The organism is Xanthomonas arboricola (assembly GCF_003353015.1).
Taxonomy (GTDB): domain Bacteria; phylum Pseudomonadota; class Gammaproteobacteria; order Xanthomonadales; family Xanthomonadaceae; genus Xanthomonas; species Xanthomonas arboricola_E.
Window position 1 is genome coordinate 307316 of sequence record NZ_QREM01000010.1, and the last position, 24684, is coordinate 331999.

The window sequence follows — 24684 nt, forward strand, 5'->3', positions numbered from 1 at the left end:
CCCTGCTTGCCGAATCCCCAATCCCGATTCCCAAATCCCGGCACCACAGCCATGAACATCTCCGCGCCCTTCATCAAGCGCCCGATCGGCACCTCGCTGCTGGCGATCGGTTTGTTCGTGATCGGATTGATGTGCTACCTGCGGCTGGGCGTGGCGGCGTTGCCGAACATCCAGATCCCGGTGATCTTCGTGCACGCCACCCAGTCCGGCGCCGACGCCGGCACCATGGCCTCCACCGTCACCGCGCCGCTGGAACGCCACCTGGGCCAGTTGCCCGGCATCGACCGCATGCGCTCCTCCAGTTCGGAGAGCAGCAGCATGGTGTTCATGGTGTTCCAGAGCAATCGCAACATCGATTCGGCCGCGCAGGATGTGCAGACCGCCATCAATGCCGCGCAATCGGATCTGCCCTCGGGCCTGGGCACGCCGATGTACCAGAAAGCCAACCCGAACGACGATCCGGTCATCGCGATCGCGCTGACCTCGGACACGCAATCGGCCGATGAGCTCTACAACGTGGCCGACTCGCTGCTGGCGCAGCGCCTGCGCCAGATCACCGGCATCAGTTCGGTGGACATCGCCGGTGCCTCCACGCCGGCGGTGCGCGTGGACGTGGACCTGCGCGCGCTCAACGCGCTGGGGCTGACTCCGGACGATCTGCGCAATGCGGTGCGCGCAGCCAACGTGACCTCGCCGACCGGCTTTTTGTCCGACGGCAACACCACCATGGCCATCATCGCCAACGATGCGGTGGCCAAGGCCGCCGACTTCGCGCAGCTGGCGATCTCCACCCAGTCCAACGGGCGCATCGTGCGGCTGGGCGATGTGGCCACCGTCTATGACGGCCAGCAGGATGCGTATCAGGCGGCCTGGTTCGACGGCAAGCCGGCGGTGGTGATGTATGCCTTCACCCGTGCCGGCGCCAACATCGTCGAGACCGTGGACCAGGTGAAGGCGCAGATTCCCGAGCTGCGCACTTATCTGCAGCCCGGCACCCGGCTCACGCCCTACTTCGACCGCACCCCGACCATCCGCGCCTCGCTGCACGAGGTGCAGGCCACGCTGATGATCAGCCTGGTGATGGTGGTGCTGACCATGGCGCTGTTCCTGCGCCGGCTGGCGCCCACGCTGATTGCCGCAGTCACCGTGCCGCTGTCGCTGGCCGGCTCGGCGCTGGTGATGTACATGCTGGGCTTCACCTTGAACAACCTCAGCCTGCTGGCGCTGGTCATCGCGATTGGTTTTGTGGTCGACGATGCGATCGTGGTGATTGAAAACATCATGCGGCATCTGGACGAAGGCATGCCGCGCCTGGAGGCCGCCATGGCCGGTGCGCGCGAGATCGGTTTCACCATCGTCTCGATCACCGCCTCACTGGTGGCGGTGTTCATTCCGATGCTGTTTGCCAGCGGCATGATCGGCGCGTTCTTCCGCGAGTTCACCGTGACCCTGGTGGCGGCGATCGTGGTGTCGATGCTGGTGTCGCTGACCTTGACGCCGGCGCTGTGCAGCCGCTTCCTGTCGGCGCATAGCGAGCCGGAAACACCCGGCCGATTTGGCGCCTGGCTGGATCGCATGCACGCGCGCATGCTGTCGGTGTACACGGTGGCGCTGGATTTCTCGCTGCGGCACGCCTTGCTGCTGTCGCTGACGCCGCTGCTGTTGATCGCGGCCACCGTCTTCCTCGGCGGCGCGGTCAAGAAGGGCTCGTTCCCGGCGCAGGACACCGGCCTGATCTGGGGCAGGGCCAATTCCAGCGCCACGGTGTCGTTTGCCGACATGGTCAGCCGCCAGCGCCGCATCACCGACATGCTGATGGCCGACCCGGCGGTGAAGACCGTCGGTGCACGGCTGGGCTCCGGCCGGCAGGGTTCCAGTGCGTCGTTCAACATCGAATTGAAGAAGCGCGACGAAGGCCGCCGCGATACCACCGCGCAGGTGGTCGCGCGCCTGAGCGCCAAGGCCGACCGCTACCCGGACCTGGACCTGCGCCTGCGCGCGATCCAGGACCTGCCCAGCGACGGCGGCGGTGGCACCAGCCAGGGCGCGCAGTACAAGGTGTCGCTGCAGGGCAACGATCTGGCGCAGCTGCAGGAATGGCTGCCCAAGGTGCAGGCCGCACTGAAGAAGAACCCGCGCCTGCGCGATGTGGGCACCGACGTGGACACCTCGGGCCTGCGCCAGAACATCGTGATCGATCGCGCCAAGGCCGCGCGCCTGGGCATCTCGGTCGGCGCCATCGACGGCGCGCTGTATGGCGCCTTCGGCCAGCGCTCCATTTCCACCATCTATTCCGATCTCAACCAGTACAGCGTGGTGGTCAACGCGCTGCCGTCGCAGACCGCCACGCCCAAGGCGCTGGACCAGATCTTCGTGCCCAACCGCGCCGGTCAGATGGTGCCGATCACCGCGGTTGCCACCCAGGTGCCCGGGCTGGCGCCGCCGCAGATCACCCACGACAACCAGTACACCACGATGGATCTGAGCTACAACCTCGCACCGGGCGTGAGCACCGGCGAGGCGGACCTGATCATCAAGACCACGGTGGAAGGCTTGCGGCTGCCCGACGGCATCCGCATCAGCGATGGCGGCGGCTTCAACGTGCAGCTGAGCCCCAATTCGATGGGCATCCTGCTGCTGGCCGCGGTGCTCACCGTCTACATCGTGCTGGGCATGCTCTACGAGAGCCTGATCCACCCGGTGACCATCCTGTCCACGCTGCCTGCTGCCGGCGTCGGCGCGTTGCTGGCGTTGTTCCTGACCAACACCGAGCTGTCGGTGATCTCGATGATTGCACTGGTGTTGCTGATCGGCATCGTCAAGAAGAACGCCATCATGATGATCGACTTCGCGCTGGTGGCGCAGCGCGTGCACGGCATGGATGCGCGCGCGGCCGCACGCGAGGCTTCGATCGTGCGCTTCCGCCCGATCATGATGACCACGATGGTGGCGATCCTGGCGGCGGTGCCGCTGGCGGTCGGCCTGGGCGAAGGCTCGGAACTGCGCCGTCCGCTGGGCATCGCGATGATCGGCGGGCTGATCTTCTCGCAGAGCCTGACCCTGCTCAGCACCCCGGCGCTGTACGTGATCTTCTCCTGCCTGAGCGAACGCTGGAAGGCGCGTCGCGCACGTGCGCGTGCCCGTCGGGCAGCGCGCGCGGCGGCACGGCGCCCGGCAGCGTCGGCGCACTGAGCCTGGTCAAAAGACCGCACTCCGCCAGACGCGTGCGGTCTTTGTTTGGGTAACAGATCGGGCTATTTTTTACTAAGCTCACCGCCACATGGATGGCGCAGGCTTTCTGGTTCCCATCGGTACACGACCACGTTGGCAGGTGCGGTGCCCTCGCCGCTTGCGGGACCGTGTGGCGGCATGGATGCCGCCACCGCGCCGACATGGACGTACTTGCGGCGTGTTCCGCAAGCGGTGAGGGCATCGCGCCCTCGACTCACCGAGCTTTTGGCCTGAGCCCACCGCCTGACCGCATCCAGACGCCGCTGCTGAGCGGAATCTCGTCTGCTTTCATGGTCTGACGTCGGGAGTGCGCCATCGAATCCGCAGCGGCGCACATCCTTGCAATGTGCACCACGCGATCACGCCACGCCACGCGCAACAGGGCCGGCAGATCGCAGGCCTGCACACGCACGCGCCGCGCCGCGACCGCTACACCAGCAACGCCTGCAGCGACGCCCGTTCCAGCTGCGCGTACAACGCGCACTCATCGTGTACCTGCGCGCCCAGCGCCTGTTCGAAGCTGCGCTTGCTCGAATGGGCGGCGTAGGCGCGTTGTTCGGCGCCACCGAGATTGGACTGGAAGATGCCGGCCGCACTCACCGGCAGGAAATCTTCGTAGATGATCGGATCGGCACTGAGCAGACCGAGCGCAATGGCGGTTTCTGCCGGCATTGCCGCCACTTGCGCGGGGTCGGCGCGTCCGGCCTCGGTCAGCGCATAGCGGAAATAGCCCAGGCCCTCCTGGCGCAGCACGGCTTCGTCGTCGGGAAACGCCACGAACGCGGTCTGCAGGCGTGTGGCGTAATCGGCGCCGGTGCTGCCCGCGCCATCGCTGTCGCGTGCCTGCGCCAGCAGCGCGTCGTATAGCGCGCGGCCCTTGGGCGTGAGCGCAAGCCCGCGCTGTTCGATCTCGCCGAAGCGCGCGGTATGCGTGCCGTGCTCGGCCTGCCCGCTGTCGCCGACAAAGCGCACCGGCTCCTCCAGCGCCTTGAAGCTGGTCTGGCGCAGCAGGATCGGCACACGCCGACGCGGCGGCCCCTCGATCACCGCCTTGGCATCGATACCGGCGCGCTGCATCTGCGCCTGCGCCGCATCGATATCCAGCGTGCGCGGCGTCAGGTGATTGATATGCGGACCGTGGAAACTCACCACGTCGGCGATCAGCTTGTGTGCCTGGCTCAGTGCACGGTAGGTGGGCAGCGAGACGGTGGCATCGCCATGCCAGCGGAAGGTTTCCAGCGCTTGCGCCACGAACTGCTGCGCCTGCGCCGCTTCCAGTCCACCGTGACGCTCATGCTGTTCAATCAGCTCCAGCGCGGCGGCAGTGAAGATCTGCCGCTGCTCCAGGATGTGCGCCGCCTGCGCACGCAGTGCGGCGTCTTCGATCAATTCCAGCCGCAGCAAGGAGGTGAACACGCGGAACGGATTGGCCGACAGCGCCGCCTCGTCGATCGGGCGAAACGCGGTGGAATGCACCGGCACGCCGGCCACCGACAGATCGTAATACCCCACCGGATGCATGCCCATCACTGCAAACAGCCGCCGCAACGTGGCCAGTTCCTGCGCCGTGCCGACCCGGATGGCGCCATGCCGCTCCAGGTCCAGGCGTGCGCGCTCGTCGTTGCGCTGCAGCCGCGCGGCCAGGGCCGGATCGGCTTCCAGCGTCTGCGCGTTGACCTGCGCAACCAGCGTCATCAGGTCGCCGTACAACGGCACCTCGGCGCGATACATGTCCGACATCGCCTGCGCAAACAGGCTGCGGATGTGATCGGGGGAGACAAACACGGTATCGCGCATGGGCTGGTCTTGGCAGGGCCGGCCAACGCCGGCGTTGCGGCATTCTCGCCGACCGCGCCCCGCGGCGACCAGCTGCACGGCAGCATGCCGGCTGGTGCGTTGCCGCGCAGACAGCCGCGCAGCCACCTGGTCACCGCACGCCCTGCCACTGCCCAGGGTCCCGACGGACCGAGAACGCACCGAAGCGGCTGGCAACACGCAGTGTGCAGTGGTCAGGTGGGCGCGGACAGCACGGTCAGAACCGTAGCGTGCGAGCGGCCCCTGTCGATCCAGACGCCGGCCGCGCCATGCGTTCGCCAGCGGAGCTAAAGCCCGGCCTGCGCCGCTGCCTCGTCGGCCTCGCTGGCCTGGCGCGCCGCTTCCAGCCGTTGCGCGTGATCGCCGAGCTGGCGGCGCAGGAGGGCGTCCAGGGTGATCGGACGTTCCCAGCGGTCGTAACTGGCGACGATGGCGTGCCGCAGCGCGCGCATATGCACGGTCTCCGGGGTGACCGCCAGTCGCGTGATCACGCCCTCCCAGCCGTCATGATGGTCGCGGCTGTAGGCGCGCACCGTGTCGCGGCAGGACACCTGCAGGGTCTGCGCCCAGAAACAGGCGAAATAGATGTCGCCGGCGTGCCATCCATGCACCTGCAGCAGTGCCTGCACATAGCCGCGCGGGGTGCCGGTGTAGCGCGCGACTTCATCGATGAAACTGTCCGGATAGCGTTGTGCGTAGCTGCCCATGTCGGCCAGATGCTGGTCCACCCAGGCATCCCCGGTACCCGGCGTCACTGCCGGCGTCGCAGCGGTCGGCGCGGATGCTGGCGCAGGCGAGGTCTGCGCAACTGCCTGCATCGGCAGCAGCAGCGCGCTCAGCAGTGGCAGGGAACGCAACAGCGAAGTGGGCAGTGAAGGCATGCGCCGATGATGCCGCATGCCCGCGTCGCTGTCAGGCCGAGCGCACCGCCTGCCACCGGCACGGGGGGGCGCCGTCAGCACGGCAGCTGCGTGGTATGCCCCGGGTCGCGACGGAGGTGTGGTACCGGACCGCCGCGAGCAGTCGCCTGTCTGGCGCGCGCCGCCACGCCGGCCGCGCTCAGCGCAGATCGTAAAAACCGCCGTAGTGCACTTCGCGGCAGCCACTGAGATCGCAGGCACCCACATAGCCCGGGCCGATGTAACGCTGCCGCGCGTCGCGATTGTGCGGGCTGCTGTAAGGGTCCGGGCCATACAGGCCATTGCCGTAATAGACCTGCCCGTAGGGGCGGTTGCGCGACGCGCCCAGCCGCAGCCCGGCGCCATACCCGGGGTATCCGCGGGCATCGCCGCCGTATGGGCCGTAGCGCTCGTCCGAATACCCGTCGGCAGCAAACACGCTGCTGCGCCCACGCCGGGCCGGCCGGGTCGGCAAGGTCGCAACACTCTGTCCCTGCGCATCCACATAGCCCTGCTCGCGGTCGAAGCGCACCATGCGGAAATACACCAGCTCTCCTGCGTCCCGACGCGTATGCAGGCGGACATGGTTGCCGCCATCGTCGTAGTAAGGCTGACCGTCGCGAAAGATCACTTCGCTCGGGTTGATCACTTCTTCTTCGAGCTCGGCAGCCGCCAGCGACGGCGCGCCGCCTGACAGGCCCAACAACACGGCCAGGCTGACACGGCAGGTAAACGACAACATGCGCATCGGTGATCCCTCCTAGTCGGCCAGGCACCCTCGCCTGACCGGAAACATCCTGTTGCTGGGCACTGCAGCGTGCCGGCGGTTGCGTCTGTAGATCCAGGCCGCGGCATGGCTGCGATGGAAGTCAGCTTAGCGCGTGCTGCCGGGCCAATGCATCCAGCGCACGCACTGCTGCCGGCCAGCCGGCGGCATCGGGCACTTCGCGCATGCGCGGCTCGTCGGCGGCCACCCCATGTTCCTGCTCGTGCGCCCAGGTCACCGCGTACGGGGTGTAGATGCCCCAGCCGCCGATGGCCAGCACCGGCTCCACGTCCGAGCGCAGGGAATTGCCGATCATCACGAAACGCTGCGCCGGCAGGTCGAACTCGCCCAGCACGCGCGCATAGGTCCGGGGATCCTTTTCGGACACTATCTCCACGCGCGGAAACAGGTCGGCCAGACCGGACTGCTCGATCTTCTGCTCCTGGTGGAACAGGTCGCCCTTGGTGATCAGCACCACCGCATGGTCGGCGGCAATCGCGCTGACCGCCTCGCGCACGCCGGCAATCACCTCCACCGGGTGCTGCAGCGTGGCATGGCCGATATCGACGATGCGCTGGATGTCGCGTGCATTGATGCGGGCCTGCGTCAGTTCGATCGCCGTCTCGATCATCGACAGCGTCATGCCCTTGGCGCCGTAGCCGAACACCTTGAGATTGCGCCGCTCCACCGCCAGCAGGTGCTGCTGCATGCGACTGTCGGCCAGATCCAGGTAATCGGCCAGGATCGCCTCGAAATCCGCTTCGGCAGTGCGGTAATAGTCCTCGCTTTTCCAGAGGGTATCGTCGCCGTCGAAGCCGACCAGCTGGATCGCCTGGCCGTCGCGCTGTGCAAGAGAGGTCATGGCGCCAGTTTAGCAGCGCCCTGGAGCGCTGCCGCGATCAATCCCCCGCGGCATCGCCCGGACCGGGCTGGTAGCTGGCGAATTCGTCGCGCGACAGGCGCCCATCGCCGTTGCTGTCGAAGCCGGCGAAATTCTCGCGCAGGATGGGGTCGGCGCCGGCTTCGGCCATGGTCAACCACCCGTCGGCATCGCTGTCCAGGCCGCGGAACGTGCGGGGCGCCAATGTGCCGGCCTGCGGCGCCAGCGCGGCCTCCGCCCCGCCCTTGGCAGCCGATGGCGCGGCAGCGTCGGCTGGTAGCAGGGGCGTGGTGGCGGGCGGTGGCGGGTCGATCGGCAACGGCGCCATCGCCGGTGCCGCTGCCCCATCAGTGGAAGACCCTGCACGTGGCGCATTGGCTGGCGGCAGCTCTGGCGGCGCGGCGAGTGCCCACAATGGGCTCGACAGGCCGACCAGCACGGCGATACGCAGCAGCATGGGAGTGTGCCGAAGGGACGGGCCGGCAAATCTAGCGCGGTGCACGTAAAAAAAACGGGAGCGACCCTGGCAGATCGCTCCCGCGTGTCCATCCTGTTACTTGATCATGCGCTTGCTTGTTGATACCGGGCATCCAAGGACGATGCCGCACATCGAAAAGAACAACTGCTCCAACGGCTGCTACTGCGAAGCGGCCTCCTGATACCGAGAAAACATGTCAACAAACGAACTTACTATCTTGCGACCTCTCTACCTCAGTTGCCTTGCGACCCACTTCCCGCAGCGCCGCCCTGCTGCTTGGCGACAAACGCCTTGTATTCGTCCGGGGTGAGCTTGCCGTTCTTGTCGGAATCGGCGTCGTTGAAGATCTGCGCGAGCCCGGCGTTGACCTGGGCCTCCTGCGTGCTGATGGCGCCGTCGCTGTCGGTGTCGACGCTTGCCCAGGTCTGGCCGCCACCGGACTGCGCGGGTTGTGCTGCAGTGGTGGCGGAACTTCCGGACTGGGCCGACGTCGCGGCGGCATCCTGCTGCGTGTCCTGCGCCATGGCCGGCAGCGCCAGGGCGGCGGCAAGGGCGGCGGTGGCGGCGAGCAGCGAGGTGCGGTTGCGATTCTTCATTAGGGAGGTCTCCTTGGCTTGGGAATGCGCGGTGTCGCCGCACATGGACTCACCTTACCCGGCCCGAATGAACGTAAAACCCGCCGCAATTTCGCGCAAAACATCCTCTTAACCACCCGCTGGATGTTTGCGCCTAGCCGTCTGTTAGGCATCGGTGAGCCAAATGGAAGCACATCATTCAATGCATCCAGATATGCGAACTACGCCGCATTTCGGCACGTGGAATCATGCGTTCGGCGGCTCGTCATCCCAGCTTCCGGAGCTGAACAGTTTCCAACCCACCACCACCCCGGCGATCGCCCCGGCCACTTCCAGCACCACGCGCGACCCCAGCTCGTTGGGATCGTGGATCTTGGACAGCGCCAGACGCGCGTAGAGCGGCGACTCCAGCCGCACGATGCTGGTATAGACAAGATTCCAGATGTCGTAGCCACCGCCGATGGCGATGGCGAGCAGGCAGGCGATGCCCAGCGTGTGCCCGTGGCTGAACTGCAGACGCCGGCCGACGTGCTCGACCGCCGCGAACACCAGCACGCCCAGCACCAACGCGATCAGGCCGGCCTCCAGCGAACCGAGCAGACCGAAGTGCAGGGGCAGATTCATCGTGAGGATCCAGGCAGCAGGCGCCTCAGTCTAGCGGTTGCGGGCAATGGATCCCGGCCGGAGCCGCAGGCGCGCGCGGCGACGCGAACCAGGCCTGGCCGGACGGTCAAGCTACCCGGCCCTGCGCCACGCCACGCTCACGCATCGTCCTGCCCGCGCGCACCCACCTGTGCCTCGCCGTCCTCGTCCCACTGCACGCTGACCGAGATCGGCTTGCAGCACACCTGGCAATCTTCGATGTAATGCTGGTCGCCGCCGGTCAGATCCAGCGTCAGGGTGATCCACTCCCCGCAATACGGGCAGGCGATATCGACGAAGCGTTCCGGGTCGGACATGGCAATTCCTTGCAGCAGCGTGGGGTAAGGGACAGAGCGATAGCGTGGCGGACGTGGCATCGCCGGCGGCGCGGCTGCTCAGTTGACCGGTACATCGAACGCGGTATCGGGCATCGGTTCGGGGCGGAACGTGAAGTGCCACCACTCCATCGGATAGTTGGCAAATCCCTCCGCCGCCATCGCATGCAACAGCAGCTGGCGGTGTGACCGCTGTGCCGGGCTGAGGTCGCGCGCATCGGTATGTGCACGCGCATCGAAGAAATCGAACTCGGTGCCCATCTCCACCGGCTGGCAGGGGCCATGCCGGCAGTCGAGCAAGCCCAGATCCAGCGTTGCGCCGCGGCTATGCCCGGAGGTCTCGGCGATGTAATCGCCCAGCAGCGCGCGTTTGTCCACACGCGGGTAGTACTGCGCCTTGGTCGACTGATCCTGCAGATCCGCAGCCCAGGCCACGAATGCCTGCACCGCACGTACCGGCCGGTAGCAATCGAACACCTGCAGTCGATACCCCTGGGCCTTGAGCGACTGCGCCACCCGCGCCAGGGCCTGCGCCGCCGGACGCAGCAGGTAGCAGGTGGGCGCCAGATACCCCGGCACCACGCGCCCGGTGAAGTTGTTGCTGCCCGCGTAACGCATGTCCACCGCGATCTCCGGCGCGAGGCCCTGCACATTGACCAGACCGGCTTGTGCGGCGGTTGTTGCCGGCGAGACCTGCACTTCGGCAGCTGTGGCAACGCACGGCGCCAACCCGATCGACAGCAGCGCGCAACAGACCCCACCCCGGAACCGGGAAGCTAATGCCCCTACCGACTTGATGTGCCTCATCGTTTTTCCCTTTGCAATCACATGGGGACACCGCAGCCCAGGCGGCGCGTCCGTATCGCCTCGCCAAAGGCGCGTGACGACCGCAACCGCGGCCACGATGCACCTATGAGCCGTCGCTCTCAAGCCGTTCGGCTGCAACCGGCAGGCCGGGTGGTCGCAGCGGCGCGGTCAACGCATGCAGGATGCGCACATCCTCGGCATCCAGCGTGCGGGCGTCGCTGCCACGGTAGTGATGATGAAACGCTTTCAGGGTGGCGGCGGGATCGTCCAGGCTGTAGCCGAGCAAGGCGAGCGCCTGCCAGGGGTCGAAACCTGCCGGCGCGGCGGGGGCGTCGGCGGCAGGCCAGCGGCCAAAGCCGGCGTCGGCCAGGCGCTTCCAGGGAAACAGCGGGCCGGGATCGTTCTTGCGGGTCGGGGCCACGTCTTCATGGCCGACGATCTGCGTGCGCGGGATGCGCAGGCGGGTGCACAGGTCCTCCAGCAACACCAGCAGGCTGTCGATCTGGGCGGGCGCGAACGGCTCGTTGCCGTCGTTGTCCAGCTCGATGCCGATCGAGGCGGAGTTGATGTCGGTGATGGTGCCCCAGCGCCCTGCACCGCCATGCCAGGCGCGCTGGTCGTCGCTGACCAATTGATAGCGTGTGCCATCTTCGCCAATCAGATAGTGCGCACTGACCCGGCCGCCGCTATTGCGCCCGCGCAAGGTGCCCAGGCTCTGCGGCACCGACTGCTGGTCGGTGAAGTGCAGCACGATCAGGATCGGCCGCCGCGCGTCGTAATTGGGCGAAGGCACCCACTGGGCCAACGGGTTGCGCTGCGGCGCATGCGCACACGCACCCAGCGACAGCACCACCAGACACAGCGCGGCGCGTAGCCACGACGATGGCGACAGCGTGGAAGCAGATGACATCGGAGTCTCCTGGTGAAACGGCAAGGGCGTGCGCTGTACCTGCCCCCGATGGGCCGCACATGCGAGGCGCCCATTATCTGCCGGCGGGCGATGGCGTGCGTCACGCCGCTGCGGCAGGCGACAGGCAGACGGCTGCGCGGGCACTTGCGAACGCCGCCAGCGCCGCACCCCACGCAATCCGCACCGGGATCCGTGCGCATGCGTACACTACAAACCGTGGCAGCCCTCGCACCTCCACACGGCGCTTGCGGTCATGGTTCCTTGTACAGATCCTCGTCAGTCGCCGCACCCCTCAAGAGTCTTCTTCATGCCATTGTCGCGCCGCCTGCTGACGTTGTTGCTGCTGGTCATCGGCCTGCCCTGCGGTGCTGCTGCGGCAAGCCCTGCCCCCCCAACGCCGCACACCGCGCCATTTGCGCCCAGCGATGCGCAGCTGACGGCCGACGACTGGATCCAGCGCAGCGGCGACGCGCAGACGCTGCGCATGACGGCCGCACAGATCGCCGCCTTCAATGCACGCCTGCTGCGCGATGATGGCTCCATGCACGACCTGTCGCAGCTGGCCGAGGTACTGCCGGCGGCCGAGGTGCGCGCGCGCATCGAAGCACGGTCGGCCACACCGACGCGTGCGCTGTACGACAGCGATGGACGCAGCGTCGATGCCTCGCGCCTTGCGGCACTGCGCCGCGCCCTGGCACTGGAGGCGCTGCCCGCACAGGTCACGCCCCGGTTTGCGCTGGTGGTAAAGCGTGCAGCACTGCGCACCTTCCCTACCGCGCAACGCGTGTTCAGCACCACCGACGACCACGATATCGACCGCTTCCAGGAATCGGCGCTCTACCCCGGCACCCCGGTGGCGGTGCTGCACACCAGCGCCGATGGTGCATGGCACTTTGTGCTGGCGGCCAACTATGCGGCCTGGATCGCCGCCGACCGGATCGCCCTGGGCACGCGTCGCGAGGTGCTGGACTACGCACGCCGCCGCCCGCAGCTGGTGGTCACCGGCGCACGCGTGCAGAGCGCCTACACCCCGGACGTGCCGGCCGTCTCCGCACTGACGCTGGACATGGGCACCAGCGTGCCGCTGCTTGGCGACTGGCCACCGCAGCAACCGGTCAACGGGCAGCTGCCGCAGGCTGCCCACGTCGTGCAGTTGCCGCTGCGCAACGGCGATGGTCGGCTGCAGCTGGTGCCGGCACTGATCCCGCGCGGCGCCGACGTGCGCGTTGGTCCACTACCGGCCACGCCGGCAGCATTGCTGCAGCAGGCGTTCAAATTCCTTGGCGAACGCTATGGCTGGGGCAACGACTACGATGCGCGCGACTGCAGTGGCTTCGTGCTGGACGTGTATCGCAGCCTGGGCATCGCAGTGCCGCGCAATACCGGCGACCAGGCACGCAGTCCGGCACTGCTCGGCGTTCCGTTCCAGACGCAGGCGCCACTGCCGCAGCGCCTGCAGCAGCTTGCACGGCTGCAGGTCGGCGATCTGGTCTATATCCCCGGTCATGTGATGCTGGTGATCGGGCACGAGCACGGTGCGCCATGGGTGATCCATGATGTGGCCGGTGCCCATTACCGCGACGCCGCCGGCAACGTGCAGCGCGCGCGCTTGAACGGTGTGTCGGTGACCCCGCTGCTGCCGTTGCTCGCCAGCGACGGCACGCCGTTCGTCGATCACATCACCCGCATCCAGCGCATCGCACCGATTGGCTCCCCATGAAGATCACCGGCTTTCGCCTCGGCATGCTGCGCGTGCCACTGAAGACCCCGTTCAAGACAGCAGTCCGCACCGTGCAGGCGATCGAGGACGTGGTGGTGCTGCTGCAGACCGATAGCGGCCATATCGGTTATGGCGCCGCGCCGGCCACTGCGCCGATCACCGGCGATACGCACGGCGCCATCATCGCCGCCATCCGCCATTGCATCGGCCCGGCGTTGATCGGCCAGGACGTGGCCGATCTCAACCGGCTATGCGTGCTGGTGCAACACGCGCTGGAGCGCAACACCAGCGCCAAGGCGGCGGTGGAGATCGCGCTCTACGACCTGTGGGCGCAGGCCTTGGGCACCCCGCTCTATCGCGCGCTCGGCGGTGGCACGCCGCGCATCACCACCGATATCACCATCAGCGTCGATGGCATCGAGGTGATGGTGGCGCAGGCGCACTCGGCGCTTGCGCGCGGCTATCGATCGCTGAAGATCAAGGTCGGCAAGGACAGCGGCTCGGATGTCGAACGGATCACGGCGATACATGCCGCGGTCGCCGGTCGCGCATCGCTGCGCCTGGATGCCAACCAGGGCTGGACGCCCAAGCAGGCCGTGCGGACCATGCGCACGCTGGAACACGCCGGCATCGTGATGGAACTGGTGGAACAGCCGGTCAAGGCCGCGGACATCGACGGACTGGCGTTTGTCAGCGCACGCATCGACACACCGGTGATGGCCGACGAAAGCGTGTTCTCGCCGGTCCAGGTGATCGACCTCATCCAGCGCCGCGCCGCCGATATCGTCAACATCAAGCTGATGAAGACCGGCGGATTATCCAATGCGATCCGCATCGCCGATATCGCGGCCGTGTACGGCGTGCCGTGCATGATCGGCTGCATGATCGAATCCAGCATCAGCGTGGCTGCGGCAGTGCATCTGGCAGTGGCAAAGGCCGACAGCATCACCCTGGCGGATCTGGATGCGCCTGCACTCGGGCAGTTCGATCCCACCGAGGGCGGCGTGCAGTTCGACGATGCCCGGATCCATATCGACGACTCGCCAGGCCTGGGCATCCGCCGCATTCAAGGGCTGGAGCTCTTGCCGGGCTAAAGCGCCATTTGGATATTTCCGAGCCGCGTCGGTCGGTCTGTCGAGCGCGCCGTGCCCTCGCCGCTCGCGGGACACGCCGTGAATCCGGCCGTGGAGGGTCGGTGGCGGCATCCATGCCGCCACACGGTCCGGCAACCGGCGAGGGCACCGCACCGGAGAGTTGGTCGGTTGCTTCACTGAAAACCATGCATACCCACTCTCGCATGGTCTCAGCCGCTGCAAAGCCCCCAAGCACGCACACGAACATCGCGCACGCATGCACTACACGGCTGCATTGCTGGGTACAGTAGCGATAAGGTGTTGGTCAGTGATGCAGCGTCGGGGCACCGCACTGTCGCCGCCAACCGCCGATCGACTCAACGCAGCTCACCCTGCCAGACCCATTCCCCCGGAGCCTGCATGCGCCTTGCCACCTTGTTTCGATCCATCGTGCTGTTGGCGCTGGCGAGCTGCAGCAGCCTTGCCGTCGCTGCCGGTCCAATCGACGCCTTGAATCAAGCGCGCGCATTGATCGTGGTGACCACGCCGGATTGGAACAGCACCCAGGCACGCCTGCAGACATTCACCCGTGTGGACGGCCACTGGCAAGCGGCCGCACCGGGCTTCACGGTCGCGCTCGGGCGGCATGGCAGCGCCTGGGGCGATGGCCTGCATCCCAGGCAGACGCAAGGCCCGCAGAAGCGCGAAGGCGACGGCCGCAGCCCGGCCGGCGTGTTCGCGATCGGCCCGGCCTTCGGTTACGCCCAGCAGATCGACAGCGCCATGCCATACCAGGCGATGCGCGCCACCCACTACTGCATGGATGTGCCGAGCTCGCCGCTGTACAACCGCATCGTCGACGCCGCGCAGGTCGGGGAGGCCGCAGTGGCCGGGTCGACCGAACCGATGCGCCTGGACCTGCAACATCCCGGCGATGCGCGCTACAGCGAGGGCTTCGTGATCGCGCACAACCCCGATGCGGTGCCCGGGCACGGCAGCTGCATCTTCGCCCACCTGTGGCGCACGCCGGGCCAGTTCACCGCCGGCTGCACCGCGATGGCGCCGGCCGACATGCAACGCCTGCTGGCCTGGTTGAAGCCCGACGACGCACCGCTGTTCGTGCTGTTGCCGCGTGCCGAATATGCACGCCTGCAGGCCCGCTGGCAGTTGCCCGAATTGAATGAGGTGGGCCGATGAGCAGCGCGGCTCCCGCACCCGACCCCACTGGCCTGGTCCGCGTGGTCAGCCGCTGGCAGATCGTCGGCTTGTCGATCAACGATGTCATCGGCAGCGGCATCTACCTGCTGCCGGCGGCCACCGCTGCGCTGCTGGGGCCGATGAGCCTGTGGGCAGTGCTGCTGGCCGGTCTGGCCGTGGCACTGCTGGTGTTGTGCTACGCGCAGGCGGCGAGCTACTTCGACACCCCGGGCGGCAGTTATCTGTACACGCGTGAGGCGTTCGGCCCGTTCGTCGGTTTTCAGATCGGCTGGATGATCTGGCTCACCCGCATCAGTTCGGCAGCGGCATTGAGCAACGGCCTGGCCGATGCGGTCGCGCGGTTCTGGCCCACCGTGGCAACCGATCACTGGGCGCGCCTGCTGGTCGTCGTCGGTTCCTTGGGTGTGCTCACCGCCATCAACGTGATCGGGGTGAAATCGGCTGCGCGTACCGGCATCGCGCTGGTGATCGGCAAGCTGGTGCCGTTGCTGCTGTTCGTGGCAATCGGGGTGTTCTACGTGGACTGGTCGTGGGCCTTTGCCGGCACCACGCCAGACCTGCGCGACCTGGGCAATCTCGGCGAGGCGGCCTTGCTGCTGCTGTTCGCCTATGCCGGGTTCGAAAACATTCCTGCGGCCGCCGGCGAGTATCGCAACCCGCGTCGCGATGTGCCGTTTGCGCTGATCACCATGATCGTCACCGTCACCTTGATCTATGCGGCGGTCCAGGTCGTGGCACAAGGCACGCTGCCCAACCTTGCCGCCTCGCCGACGCCCCTGGCCGATGCCGCAAGCCGTTTCGGCGGTGAAGCGCTGGCACTGATCCTCACCGTGGGCGCCACCATTTCCATCCTCGGCACCACCAGCAATACGGTCATGCTCGGGCCGCGTTTTCTATTTGCGCTGGCACAGGATGGCTACGGCCCGGCATTCCTGGCACGTGTGCATCCGCGCTTCCACACCCCGGCAGCGGCGGTGCTGACCCAGGGCGTGCTGTCGCTGGCGCTGGCGGTGTCGGGCTCGTTTACGCAGCTGGCATTGCTGTCGATGGTCACCCGGCTGTTCGCCTACATCGGTACGGCTGCGGCAGTGATCGTGCTGGCGCGTCGCTATCGGCAACGCAGCGACACCTTGCGCCTGCCGGGCGGGCCGGCCATTCCCATCGCCGCGCTGCTGTTGTCGCTGGGCCTGCTCGCCAGCGCCAGCTGGCAAAACCTGGCGGCCGCCGGGGTCGCGCTGCTGGTGGGCTGGGTGATCTACCTGTTTCCGCGCAAGCCGGCGTAGCCACTTTCGCAGGACGCTCGCGCAACACTCACGCACGCCTAACCGTGCGCGTCCAACGCTGCAGCCCTCACCCGCCTGGAAGCTTGCGATGAAACTGCGCCGTGTCTACAGCACGCCCGATATCGACAGTGCGCAACGCGTCATGCAGGCCGCACGCAGCGCCGGCATCGACAACGATGCGCTGTCGTTGATTGCCCGTTCGGATATCGAGCTGGAAGGCATCCCCGATGAGCGCAAGGACGCCAAGACGGATTTTCTTCCTGCTGCTGCGCGTGGCGCCGCGACCGGCGGTGCTGCAGGTCTGGTCGCCGGACTGGTGGCCATTGCCGTGCCACCAATCGGCCTGACCATCGCCGGCGCAGGCGTGATGGCACTGGCAGGCGCGCTGGTCGGCACCTGGTCCTCCGCACTGATCGGCGCCACCGTGCCCGATCCGGTACGCCGCCAGTTCGAGGACGAAATCCAGGCCGGGCGCGTGCTGGTCATCATCGATGCCGAGGAGGCAGCGCTGCAGCACGCCGAAGCCAGCCTGCGTGCCGCCGGTGCCACGCCGTTGCCGTATGAAGCCGCATCGGCAGCGACGTGATGCGCGCCACCACGGGTTGAATTGCCGAGCGCGGCGCACGGCTGGCTGGAGTGCCCCGGAAAGCATTGCCAGACGCCGCACGTCTTGATGCCCTCCTCACCCGTCCTGGCAACGGATTTAACACGGTCCCACCTAGGTTAGGTCGCACATTCACCACGGAGACGAGCATGAACGTGCCGTATCAGATTCCAGGCCGCGCGCCGGACGAAGACCGCAGCCAGAACGTATCCAACTACTGGCGTGAGCGCTTCACCGAAGAGTCGTATTACACCGAGGGTGATCGCTACGAAGATTACGAGGGCGCCTACCTCGCCGGACATGAGGCGCGCATCCGCGAGAATGCGCGTGCCTACGATCAGGTGGAAGCCGAGTTGCATCGCGAATGGGAAGCCAATCGCGGCACCGACGGCCTGAGCTGGAGCAAGGCCCGTCACGCAGTCAAGCGTGCCTGGGAAAATGCTGCAGACTTCGTCACCGGCGACACCAAGTCCAAGCCCTGACATACCGCAACGCCACCATCGAGGTGGCGTTGTTGTATCGACGGCTAGAGAGTGACCTACGACAAGGGCGGCCTGGACGGCGTCGTGTAGGGTGTTTGAAAACCCGACGCAGGACACGTTGCGGGAGGGCTGCAACGTCACTGCGCCCATCCCCAGGAGGACCTCATGTCTGTCCGACGTCTGCTTGCCCTGGCCTGCTCGGCCAGCCTGTTCACCACCACTGCCGCATGCGCTGCGCCTGCTGTCGCGCCGGCCGCTGCCGTTCCCAAGGCGCAGTGGCCATTCCAGGCCACCACCGTTGCCGATTTCGACGAACCCTGGGCAATGACCTTCCTGCCGGATGGCAGCCTGCTGGTCAGCGAAAAACGCGGTGCGTTGATGCGGCTGGACCTCAAGACCAGGCGCAAGAGTGCCATTACCGGCATTCCGGCCGTGGCCTACGGCGGCCAGGGCGGCTTCGGCGATGTCCTGGCGCATCCGCGCTTTGCCAGGAATGGCCTGGTCTATGTCAGTTACGCCGAACCTGGGCAGGGCGACACCCGCGGCGCCGCGGTGGCAAGGGCCAAGCTCACGCTGGATGACACCGGCGGCGGCACGCTGTCGGATCTGAAGGTGATCTGGCGCCAGGATCCCAAGGTCAGCGGCAACGGCCATTTCGGGCATCGGCTCGCCTTCGGCCCGGACGGCAAGCTGTGGATCAGCTCCAGCGAGCGCCAGAAGTTCACCCCCGCCCAGGACATGCAAGCCAATCTCGGCAAGCTGATCCGCCTCAACGACGACGGCAGCGTGCCGGCCGACAACCCGTTCGCTGCGCAGGGCGGCGTTGCCGCGCAGGTGTGGTCGCTGGGCCACCGCAATATTCTCGGCCTGGCCTTCGACGGCAAGGGGCGCTTGTGGGAGCACGAAATGGGCCCGCTCGGCGGCGATGAGCTGAACCTGATCCAGCGCGGCGCCAACTATGGTTATCCGGTCGTTTCCAACGGCGACAACTACGACGGGACCCCGATCCCCGACCACAATACCCGCCCGGAATTTGCCGCGCCCAAGATCAGCTGGACCCCGGTGATCTCGCCGGCCGGCTTTGTGATCTACAGCGGCAAGCAGTTCCCGGCATGGCGCGGCAACGGCTTCATCGGCGGGTTGTCGTCGATGGCGCTGGTGCAGGTGTCCCTTGGCGATCAGCCACGCGAGGTGGCCCGCTACGACATGGGCGCGCGCATCCGCGAAGTGGAACAGGGTCCGGATGGCGCGCTGTGGTTGCTGGAAGACGAAGCCAGTGGCAGCACCGGGCGCCTGCTCAAGCTGACACCCAAGAGCAAGGCAGCGGTCGAGAACGACGCGTAGTCCTGCAAAAGTGCGTCCAGGGGATCGTGCCACCGCCACGTGCCACCCGTGCGTTGGCGGTGGCCACGATTTTCAGCGCCACGCGGCCTTCGACCGGGCGCGGTCCATGCCGCGGCTCGCACAAAGACGCGAATCCGGGGCACCACCGATTGGCCACGCGCCTGTGCGCCGGTGACCCGCTGACGGCACGCCCTTGGGCCATGCCCGTCACAGTCAACCTGAAGCGGTCGCCGCACGCCGCTGCCGATCATGCGAGTGCGCTCCACCGCACCCGCTTGCGCGCCTACTCAGGCGTCCAGCAACTCGAACGTCACTGCCTCGCCACTCTTGGCCGACGCGCAGACCCATACATCGAACAGCCCCGGCTCGGCACCAAACACGTTCCTGTGATTGGTGAAGGCCAGCGCGTCGCGCGCCAGGGTGAAGGTCACGTCCGCGCTTTCGCCAGGCTGCAACAGCACCTTGCGGAAGCACTTGAGCTCGCGCACCGGGCGCACCCGGCTGGCGACGCGATCGTGCACATACAGCTGCACCACTTCCTCGCCAGCGACGCGGCCGGTATTGGTGACGCGCGTGGTGATGGTCAGCGTCTGGTCCCAGCCAAGCTGCGCGCTGCTCAACTGCGGCTGCGCATAGGCAAAGGTGGTGTAGCTCAAGCCATGGCCAAACGGATACAGCGGCTCGTTGGGCATCTCGCGCCAGCGTGCCTTGTATTCGGACAGCGTCGGCAGCTCCGGGCGGCCGGTGCGCAGATGGTTGTAGAAATACGGCTGTTGCCCGGTCACCTGCGGAAAGCTGATCGGCAGACGCGCGGACGGGTTGTAGTCGCCGAACAACACATCGGCCACGCCGGTCCCGGTCTGCGTGCCCAGGTACCAGGTCACTGCAATTGCATCGGCATCGCGCACTGCACCGCTCAGGGCCAGCGCGCGGCCATTGCGCAGCAACACCACCATCGGCGTGCCGGTGGCGGCGATGGCTTCGGCCAATGCCTGCTGCGCCGGCGGCAACACGATCTCGGTACGCGACTGCGCCTCGCCACTGAACCGCTGCGGCTCGCCCAGCGCCAGCACCACCACGTCGGCAGCCTGCGCCGCATCGATGGCGGCAGACATGCCGTCCGGCAGCGCCTCTTCCAGGCCACAGCCCGGCACCACCGTCAGATGCTCGCTGCCGACCACCGCACGCACGCCCTGCTCCAGGGTCACGTAGCGGTCCTTGTCGCCGAACAACGTCCAGCAACCCTCGATGTTCTCGCGGTCCTGCACGAACGGCCCGATCAGCGCGATGCGCTGGCCGCTTTTCTTCAACGGCAACACGTTGCCGTCGTTCTTCAGCAACACGATCGAACGCCGCGCCGCATCGCGCGACAGCGCATCGTGCGCGGGCAGATGCGTGGTATCGGCTTCGCGTGCCGGATCCAGCGAGCGGTACGGGTTGTCGAACAGCCCGATCGCTTCCTTCAGCTGCAGCATGCGGCGGACGCTGGCATCCAGCGTGGCCATCGGCACCTCACCACTTTCCACCAGCGACGGCAGATGCGCGGCATAGAAACCGCTCTGCATGCTCAGATCCAGGCCGGCCAGGAACGCCTTCTTGGTCGCATCGCGCTCATCGGCCGCATAGCCGTGCGCAATCAGTTCCATGTCGGCGGTGTAATCGGAAATCACCACGCCGGGGAACTGCCACTCACCGCGCAGGATCTCGGTCAGCAATTCATGGTTGGCGCTGGCCGGCACGCCGTTGATGTCGTTGAACGAGGACATCACGCTCAATGCGCCGGCATCGAAGGCGGCCTTGAACGGCGGCAGGTGCACATCGCGCAAGGTCTGCGGCGCGATGTCCACGGTGTTGTATTCCATGCCCGCAGCCACCGCGCCGTAGGCGGCGAAGTGCTTCGGGGTGGCCAGCAGGCAGTCGTCGGCCTTCAGGTCGCTGCCCTGGAAGCCGCGCACGCGGGCGGCGGCAAACGCCGCGCCCAGCACCACGTCTTCGCCGGCGCCTTCCGCGCCACGGCCCCAGCGCTGGTCGCGTGCGATGTCCACGGCCGGTGCGTAGGTCCAGTGCAGGCCGGCGGCGGTCGCCTCGATCGCGGTGGCGCGCGCGGTGCGCTCGGCCAGCTCGGGCTCGAAGCTGGCCGCTTCGCCCAGCGGGATCGGGAACACCGTGCGCATACCGTGGATCACGTCCGCCGCCAGGATCACCGGGATGCCAAGGCGGCTTTCTTCCACCGCCACCTTCTGGATCTGCACGCCCAGCGCGGCGCCGACGCCGTTGAACAGCGAGCCGACCCGGCCCGCGCGCACCTGCTGCAGCACCTCGTCGGCGTTGAGCACGTTGGCTTCGGGATTCACGTCCGGCGCGAACGGCCGCACCATGTCGGCGAACACACCCAACTGTCCGACCTTCTCTTCGACGGTCATCTGGGCAATCAGGGTTTCGATACGATCAGCAGCCATGAGATCCTTGAGAAAACGTTTACATGGCCGTCAATTCTAGCCTGACGCGACCGCGAGGGTGCAAGTGTCGGGAGGTGGAATTGGAGATTGGGGATTTGTCGGGGCCGGTTGCACCACGCTTCGGGGGCTGGGGATCGGCCGCGTGGTTGTGGAGCGCCGGTCCGGTGCCGGTGGGATCTCCGGGGCTCGGCAATGGCTCGAAGGCCCCGCCCGATGCGGCACTCGGTGGCCTTCAGCGAGCCCGTTCACGCTCGATGATCACCCCCACCGCCTGCGCGCCACGCACCGCACCGGGCTTGCTCAGCTTCAACCGCAGCCAGTGCACGCCGAACTCGTCCAGCACGATCGCCGCGCAGCGCTCGGCCAGCGTCTCCACCAGCCCGAAGTCCGAGGCCTGCACGAAGTCGATCAAGCGCTTGCTCACCGCCTTGTAGTTCAAGGTGTCGGCAATCTCGTCGCTGGCGGCCGGAATGCGGTTGTCGAACCCCATCTCCAGATCGAACCGCAGCGTCTGGCGGATGCGCCGCTCCCAGTCGTAGATGCCGATCAGCGCATCGATTTCCAGGCCTTCGATAAAAACTTTGTCCATTGGGAGCCGTGATTGGGGATTCGGGAGTGGGGATTGGCAAGAGCGCGACAGACAGCAGGTAGAGGGACTAGCTTCTACGAATCTCCAATCCCCACTCCCGAATCCCGCGCCGCCGCCAGCGGCGGCAAGCCCGCCATATCCCAGCGCGGCGTCACATGCACCGCCGCGTCGGCGCGCTCGCCGGCCTCCAGCCGCAGCGCGCCGGCGAAGGCGATCATTGCGCCGTTATCCGTGCACAGGGCCGGCCGCGGGAAGCACACCCGGCCGCCGCGCCGCTGCGCCGCCTCCTGCAGGCGTGCGCGCAGGCGCTTGTTGGCGCCCACGCCGCCGGCCACCACCAGGGTGTTGCACTCGGCTGCATCCAGCGCGCGCAGGCATTTGATCGCCAGCGTCTCCACCACCGCATCCTCGAACCCGCGCGCGATATCCGCCCGCGTGGTGTCGGACTGGTCGCTGCCGCGCCAGGCCAGCAGCACCTGGGTCTTGAGTCCGCTGAAACTGAAATCCAGACCCGGCCGGTCGGTCATCGGCCGCGCGAACCTGTAACGCCCCGGGGTGCCGGTTTCGGCCAGCGCCGCCAGTTGCGGCCCGCCTGGATACGGCAGGCCCATCATCTTGGCGGTCTTGTCGAAGGCCTCGCCGGCGGCATCGTCCAGCGTCTCGCCGAGCACGGCGTACTGGCCCAGGGCCTTCACCGACACCAGCTGGGTGTGGCCGCCGGAGACCAGCAGCGCCACGAACGGCGGCTGCGGCGGGTCGTCTTCCATCAACGGCGCCAGCAGATGGCCTTCCATGTGATGCACGCCGATCGCCGGCACGTCCAGCGCCCAGGCCAGCGACCGCGCCACGCCGGCACCGACAAGGAGTGCGCCGACCAGGCCGGGGCCGGCGGTATAGGCCACCCCATCGAGCTCGTCGATCCCCAGTCCGGCCTCGTCCAGGGTCTGGCGGATCAGCGGCAGCAGCTTGCGCACATGGTCGCGACTGGCCAGTTCCGGCACCACCCCGCCATACTCGGCATGCAGCGCGATCTGGCTGTAGACCGCGTGGGCGCGCAGCGCCGGCACGCCGGACAGCGCGGTGTCGTAGACCGCCACGCCAGTCTCATCGCACGATGATTCGATCCCAAGAACTTTCACGGCAACTCGGCAGGCAGGTAGATGCGGCCCATTTTCGCAGCTTTTGCGCTGCGCAGATCGGCCAGCGGCGATCCACCGCGTGGCCATGCGATCGCCAGCGGATCACGTCCAAGCGCAGGCGTTATCAGGCATGCGCGCCCACCTGCTGCCGGGGGCTTGCAGGCGGCCGGCAAGTCGTTATAATGCGCGGCTCGCCGGGGCAACCCGGAAATTCCGTCACGCGAGTCCGCTCGCACCCGCCCGGGGCTCCCGGACGGAAATCCCATTTTCTGGAGAACACATGCCCAGCGTTAAAGTCCGCGAGAACGAGCCCTTCGAATTTGCGCTCCGCCGTTTCAAGCGCACCTGCGAAAAGGCCGGCGTGCTGGCCGAAACCCGCAAGCGCGAGTTCTATGAAAAGCCGACCCAGGAGCGCAAGCGCAAGGCTGCCGCTGCTGTGAAGCGTCAGCTGCGTCGTTCCTCGCGCGACGTCACCAAGCGCCAGCGCTTGTACTGATCGAACGCGGTTCCCTGCCGAGGGGCATGCGCTGAAGGCGCGGCCCACCGGGTGGAACCCAGGAGCCGGCACGCGCAAGCGTCGCCGGCTTTTTGCATTGGTCCGATGCCAGGCGAGCGCTGCGCAACTGCAGGGGCGACCGGCAATGCCCGCGGTCGTCCGCGCCGCCCAGGCCCCACTTCCTGCCGATGCACTGCGCCCGTCATGGCGCATCGGCACATCCGTCACACGCACTCCCAGGAGTTACACCATGCCCCTCAAGCAGCAACTCACCGATGACATGAAGGCCGCCATGAAGTCCGGCGACAAGCACAGCCTGGGCGTGATCCGGCTGATCAATGCCGCGATCAAGCAGAAGGAAGTGGACGAGCGCATCGAGATGGACGATGCCGCGGTGATCGCCGTGCTCGACAAGATGGTCAAGCAGCGCAAGGACTCGGTCACCCAGTACGAAGCCGCCGCACGCGAAGACCTGGCGCAGATCGAGCGCGAGGAGATCGTGGTGATCGAGCGCTACCTGCCGGCCAAGATGGGCGAAGCCGAGATCGTCGCGGCCATCCAGGCGGCCATCGCGCAGACCGGCGCCAGCAGTCCGGCCGATATCGGCAAGTTGATGGGCGCGCTCAAGCCCAGGCTGGCCGGTCAGGCCGACATGGGCCTGGTCTCCACGCTGGTCAAGCAGCATCTGGCAGGCTGAGTCTGCGCCTGCGCAGCGCCCTGTGCCCGATGGCCAGGGCACTGCAGCGAGCCCCCTGGGTGCGGCTGGCTGCAGCGCCGTCTCAATCCCAGTACACGCACAACATCCAGCGCCCGCTTTCACCCGATCTTTGAACACGCCCTGCTAGAACACCTTCGCCAGCACAGGCCCGGGTGAAGCATTCCGCATGCCGGCTTCGCCTCACCACGCCTGCGCACACAACGGTATGCCCAAGGATTCCC

The 24684-nt window shown here is 67.1% G+C and carries 23 protein-coding genes and 1 other RNA gene; 10 read left to right on the plus strand and 14 right to left on the minus strand.

Annotation, left to right across the window (positions count from 1 at the left end):
• Positions 1-51: 51 nt before the first annotated feature.
• On the plus strand, positions 52-3192 hold the full coding sequence (locus C0541_RS18775) for an efflux RND transporter permease subunit (protein ID WP_115050910.1): 3141 nt from the start codon (positions 52-54) through the stop codon (positions 3190-3192).
• A gap of 468 nt (positions 3193-3660) precedes the next feature.
• Here C0541_RS18775 and hglS read toward each other — a convergent pair whose 3' ends face one another.
• The 11 genes from hglS to C0541_RS18830 form a co-directional block, all read right to left on the minus strand.
• The gene (gene hglS, locus C0541_RS18780) at positions 3661-5028 is read right to left on the minus strand and encodes a 2-oxoadipate dioxygenase/decarboxylase HglS (RefSeq protein WP_115050912.1); all 1368 of its coding nucleotides are present in this window, start codon (positions 5026-5028) and stop codon (positions 3661-3663) included.
• Between the two features lie 186 nt (positions 5029-5214).
• Positions 5215-5291, minus strand: a non-coding RNA gene (locus tag C0541_RS18785) — sX9 sRNA.
• 42 nt (positions 5292-5333) lie between these two features.
• On the minus strand, positions 5334-5945 hold the full coding sequence (locus tag C0541_RS18790; RefSeq protein ID WP_115050914.1) for a hypothetical protein: 612 nt from the start codon (positions 5943-5945) through the stop codon (positions 5334-5336).
• A 160-nt stretch (positions 5946-6105) separates the two neighbouring features.
• The gene (locus C0541_RS18795; protein ID WP_115050916.1) at positions 6106-6693 is read right to left on the minus strand and encodes a hypothetical protein; all 588 of its coding nucleotides are present in this window, start codon (positions 6691-6693) and stop codon (positions 6106-6108) included.
• 121 nt (positions 6694-6814) lie between these two features.
• A complete protein-coding gene (locus C0541_RS18800; protein ID WP_115050919.1) occupies positions 6815-7573 on the minus strand; it encodes an HAD family hydrolase in 759 nt (252 codons plus the stop codon).
• A gap of 37 nt (positions 7574-7610) precedes the next feature.
• The gene (locus C0541_RS18805) at positions 7611-8018 is read right to left on the minus strand and encodes an EF-hand domain-containing protein (RefSeq protein WP_193725975.1); all 408 of its coding nucleotides are present in this window, start codon (positions 8016-8018) and stop codon (positions 7611-7613) included.
• Between the two features lie 284 nt (positions 8019-8302).
• Entirely contained in the window at positions 8303-8665 is a 363-nt protein-coding gene (locus C0541_RS18810) for an EF-hand domain-containing protein (protein ID WP_115050923.1), read from the minus strand.
• 225 nt (positions 8666-8890) lie between these two features.
• The gene (locus tag C0541_RS18815) at positions 8891-9268 is read right to left on the minus strand and encodes a hypothetical protein (RefSeq protein WP_115050925.1); all 378 of its coding nucleotides are present in this window, start codon (positions 9266-9268) and stop codon (positions 8891-8893) included.
• Between the two features lie 137 nt (positions 9269-9405).
• Positions 9406-9603, minus strand: coding sequence for a CPXCG motif-containing cysteine-rich protein (locus C0541_RS18820; protein WP_115050926.1), 198 nt, complete (start codon positions 9601-9603; stop codon positions 9406-9408).
• A 78-nt stretch (positions 9604-9681) separates the two neighbouring features.
• Positions 9682-10428 (minus strand): M15 family metallopeptidase, encoded by a 747-nt coding sequence (locus tag C0541_RS18825; RefSeq protein ID WP_115050927.1) that lies wholly within the window; start codon positions 10426-10428, stop codon positions 9682-9684.
• A gap of 103 nt (positions 10429-10531) precedes the next feature.
• Positions 10532-11338, minus strand: a complete 807-nt coding sequence (locus tag C0541_RS18830; protein ID WP_115050928.1) for an N-acetylmuramoyl-L-alanine amidase — start codon at positions 11336-11338, stop codon at positions 10532-10534.
• Positions 11339-11645: 307 nt separating this feature from the next.
• Between C0541_RS18830 and C0541_RS18835 the strand changes: the two genes are divergently transcribed.
• The 7 genes from C0541_RS18835 to C0541_RS18870 all read left to right on the plus strand — a co-directional run bounded on the left by C0541_RS18835 (position 11646) and on the right by C0541_RS18870 (position 19062).
• Positions 11646-13058, plus strand: a complete 1413-nt coding sequence (locus C0541_RS18835) for an SH3 domain-containing protein (RefSeq protein ID WP_115050929.1) — start codon at positions 11646-11648, stop codon at positions 13056-13058.
• The gene (locus C0541_RS18840; protein ID WP_115050930.1) at positions 13055-14152 is read left to right on the plus strand and encodes a dipeptide epimerase; all 1098 of its coding nucleotides are present in this window, start codon (positions 13055-13057) and stop codon (positions 14150-14152) included. The genes C0541_RS18835 and C0541_RS18840 overlap by 4 nt, the downstream gene beginning before the upstream one ends.
• Positions 14153-14551: 399 nt before the next feature.
• Positions 14552-15328 (plus strand): L,D-transpeptidase family protein, encoded by a 777-nt coding sequence (locus C0541_RS18850; protein ID WP_115050932.1) that lies wholly within the window; start codon positions 14552-14554, stop codon positions 15326-15328.
• The gene (locus C0541_RS18855) at positions 15325-16632 is read left to right on the plus strand and encodes an APC family permease (RefSeq protein WP_115050933.1); all 1308 of its coding nucleotides are present in this window, start codon (positions 15325-15327) and stop codon (positions 16630-16632) included. The genes C0541_RS18850 and C0541_RS18855 overlap by 4 nt, the downstream gene beginning before the upstream one ends.
• 88 nt (positions 16633-16720) lie before the next feature.
• Positions 16721-17218: a hypothetical protein gene (locus tag C0541_RS18860; RefSeq protein ID WP_115050934.1), complete on the plus strand. Its 498-nt coding sequence runs from the start codon at positions 16721-16723 to the stop codon at positions 17216-17218.
• A 167-nt stretch (positions 17219-17385) separates the two neighbouring features.
• The gene (locus tag C0541_RS18865) at positions 17386-17718 is read left to right on the plus strand and encodes a hypothetical protein (protein WP_115050935.1); all 333 of its coding nucleotides are present in this window, start codon (positions 17386-17388) and stop codon (positions 17716-17718) included.
• 165 nt (positions 17719-17883) lie between these two features.
• Entirely contained in the window at positions 17884-19062 is a 1179-nt protein-coding gene (locus C0541_RS18870; protein WP_115050936.1) for a PQQ-dependent sugar dehydrogenase, read from the plus strand.
• Between the two features lie 287 nt (positions 19063-19349).
• Here the strand turns inward: C0541_RS18870 and C0541_RS18875 are convergent, their stop codons facing one another.
• The 3 genes from C0541_RS18875 to tsaD all read right to left on the minus strand — a co-directional run bounded on the left by C0541_RS18875 (position 19350) and on the right by tsaD (position 23249).
• Complete coding sequence (locus tag C0541_RS18875; RefSeq protein ID WP_115050937.1) at positions 19350-21521, minus strand: glycoside hydrolase family 3 N-terminal domain-containing protein; 2172 nt, start codon at positions 21519-21521, stop codon at positions 19350-19352.
• A gap of 232 nt (positions 21522-21753) precedes the next feature.
• Positions 21754-22110 (minus strand): dihydroneopterin aldolase, encoded by a 357-nt coding sequence (folB, locus tag C0541_RS18880; protein WP_115050938.1) that lies wholly within the window; start codon positions 22108-22110, stop codon positions 21754-21756.
• Positions 22111-22184: 74 nt separating this feature from the next.
• Positions 22185-23249 carry a tRNA (adenosine(37)-N6)-threonylcarbamoyltransferase complex transferase subunit TsaD gene (tsaD, locus tag C0541_RS18885; RefSeq protein ID WP_115050939.1) on the minus strand — a complete coding sequence of 355 codons (1065 nt, stop codon included), beginning with the start codon at positions 23247-23249 and terminating at the stop codon, positions 22185-22187.
• A 280-nt stretch (positions 23250-23529) separates the two neighbouring features.
• On the opposite strand from tsaD, the gene rpsU reads away from it, so the two are divergent.
• Both rpsU and C0541_RS18895 read left to right on the plus strand, forming a co-directional pair.
• A complete protein-coding gene (rpsU, locus tag C0541_RS18890) occupies positions 23530-23745 on the plus strand; it encodes a 30S ribosomal protein S21 (RefSeq protein ID WP_002808376.1) in 216 nt (71 codons plus the stop codon).
• Positions 23746-23995: 250 nt separating this feature from the next.
• Entirely contained in the window at positions 23996-24442 is a 447-nt protein-coding gene (locus C0541_RS18895) for a GatB/YqeY domain-containing protein (RefSeq protein ID WP_115050940.1), read from the plus strand.
• Positions 24443-24684 lie beyond the last annotated feature (242 nt).